A 2,514-nucleotide genomic window follows, 5' to 3' on the forward strand; every position below is an offset into this window, starting at 1 on the left:
TTTTTGAAACTGATTAGTTTGCTTCCCAGTCGAAGCGGACATTTCTATTTCTATCTCTTTCTGTGCTATTGCGCTATTGGTAATTAAAGTTAAAAACAATCCTAATCCAGCAAGGCTTCCGTAAATCTTAGTTTTATCAAACATCTGACCTCTTGCAACAGTAAATTTATCGGTGAATAGTCTTAAAATCAACAACTTTCCTGTTTAATCACTACCTCAATGTTTGGGGCTTAAAATTACGCAAACGCAGAGCGTTAGTTATCACCGAAACCGAACTAAATGCCATTGCTACTCCACCAATAATTGGATTGAGCAACCAGCCAAAGAAAGGAAAGAGAATTCCTGCTGCAATCGGAATACCAAGAACGTTGTAAATAAAGGCGAAAAACAAATTTTGACGGATATTGTTAATGGTTGCTTTACTTAACTGTATGGCAGTAACAATGCCTTGCAATTCTCCCGAAATGAGGGTAACATCACTAGCAGCGATCGCTACATCCGTTCCCGTACCTATAGCAATACCCACATCCGCTTGAGCCAGTGCAGGAGCATCATTAATGCCATCCCCTACCATTGCGACTATTTTTCCTAACTGCTGTAATTCTTTTACTTTGGCTGCTTTTTGGTCGGGACGGACTTCCGCTTCTACTCTAACTATACCAACTTCACGGGCGATCGCTTCTGCGGTTTTCTGATTGTCCCCTGTCAGCATCACCACTTCTAAATCTAAGTTACGCAATGCCCTAACTGCTGCGGGGGAAGAAGGTTTAATCGCATCCGCAATACCCATAATTCCTTCTAGTTCGTCATCTACAGCAATTAAAACTACAGTTTTTCCTTCAGCTTCCCAAGTGTCTTTTTGTGACTGTAAAGCAGTGGTTTTGATACCTAATTCAGACATCCAGCGTTGAGTACCAATTTGTATCGAGCGATCTGAAACTATACCCTGTACTCCACTACCTGCTACTGCTTCAAACTCCTGAGCCTCCACAAGATGTAAATCTTGTGACTGAGCGTATTTTACTACTGCTTCAGCTAGAGGATGTTCGGAATTACGTTCTACTGCTGCGACTAAACGCAATAATTTTAATTCTGCACCGTCGGTAATTCCTTTTACTGTAATGTAATTAGTAACAGTAGGTTTTCCTTGGGTAATCGTACCTGTTTTATCGAGGACGATGGTTTGTATTTTATGAGCGAGTTCTAAACTTTCTGCACCTTTAATTAAAATACCGTTTTCTGCACCTTGACCAGTACCTACCATTACTGAGGTGGGAGTAGCTAAACCCAAAGCACAGGGACAGGCAATAATTAACACCCCAACAGTAGTAATTAAAGCCAGGGAAATATTACCCATGATGGTAAACCACAGCACAAAAGTTGCAATGGCGATCGCAATTACTACGGGAACAAACCAACCTATAACTTTGTCAGCTAGTCTTTGAATGGGTGCTTTTGAGCCTTGGGCATCTTGAACTAGCTTAACTATCTGCGCTAATACCGTATCTGTGCCGACTCTAGTGGCTTTGAATTTAAAACTACCTGTCTTATTAATTGTCGCGCCAATTACTTCATCCCCAGGATGTTTTTTAACGGGAATACTTTCCCCCGTTACCATCGCTTCATCAATAGTGGAACTTCCGCTAATTATTTCTCCATCTACGGGAATCTTTTCCCCAGGGCGTACTAAGATAACGTCGTCAATCTGTACTTCGTTAATGGGAACGTCTATTTCTTGACCATTGCGAATTACTCTGGCATCCCTAGGCTGTAAACCCATCAGTTGCCGAATCGCCTCTGAAGTTTGTCCTTTTGCCCGATTCTCAAACCACTCTCCAAGTAAAATCATCGTAACCACTACAGCTGCGATTTCGTAGTAAACTTCTGGCATCAAGCCCTGGTTGAGAAAGAAGTTGGGAAAAACAGTAGCAAATAAAGAATAAAAGAATGCTGCACTCGTACCTAGTGCGATTAAAGTATCCATTGTGGCAGCGTGACGCTTAAAAGCTTTCCATGAATGGATATAAAAACCATAACCGCACCAAAACTGTACGGGAGCGGTCAGAATCAGTTGCAACCAGGGGTTATGCAACCATGCAGGAATAAAGGGGAGTTCTAGCCCTGTCATCATTGGTAATGAACCAATAACTAAAATGACGCTAATTACTCCACCAACAATTACTTTGCAAATTAAATCACGGGATTCGGCTTTTCGGGCAGCTTGTTCTTGGTCATCCTCTCCTATCAACATTGCTTGTTCTTGAAGAGAATAAGCCGAGTACCCTGCTTCCTCTACCGCATCTTGGATATCCGCAATACTGGTTTGGCGCGGATTATATTTAATGGCAGCTTGTTCTGCACCGAAGTTAACATTACATTCGGCTACCCCAGGTACATTTTTAATTGCCTCCTCTATACGAATGGCACAAGAAGCACAACTCATGCCCCTGAGTTTGAGATTGGCACTCTCTAAATTTTTGGTAGAAGTTGAATTCATGATTGATAACTGAAGCG

Annotated in this window: 1 protein-coding gene and 1 pseudogene; both read right to left on the reverse strand. The window is 41.9% G+C overall.

All coding sequences use genetic code 11. The features are described 5' to 3' along the window. Positions 1-192, reverse strand: a pseudogene (locus tag H1P_RS36945) (hypothetical protein); the annotation flags it as partial. Between the two features lie 19 nt (positions 193-211). Further along, positions 212-2,497, reverse strand: a complete 2,286-nt coding sequence (locus tag H1P_RS32645; RefSeq protein WP_144875552.1) for a heavy metal translocating P-type ATPase — start codon at positions 2,495-2,497, stop codon at positions 212-214. Between the last annotated feature and the right edge of the window lie 17 nt (positions 2,498-2,514).

Origin of the sequence: Hyella patelloides LEGE 07179 (assembly GCF_900659865.1) — a bacterium.
Lineage (GTDB): Bacteria > Cyanobacteriota > Cyanobacteriia > Cyanobacteriales > Xenococcaceae > Hyella > Hyella patelloides.

Coding starts and splice junctions, on each gene's coding strand:
- H1P_RS32645 (WP_144875552.1), bottom strand. CDS start 2,497: ATGAATTCAACTTCTACCAAAAATTTAGAGAGTGCCAATCTCAAACTC.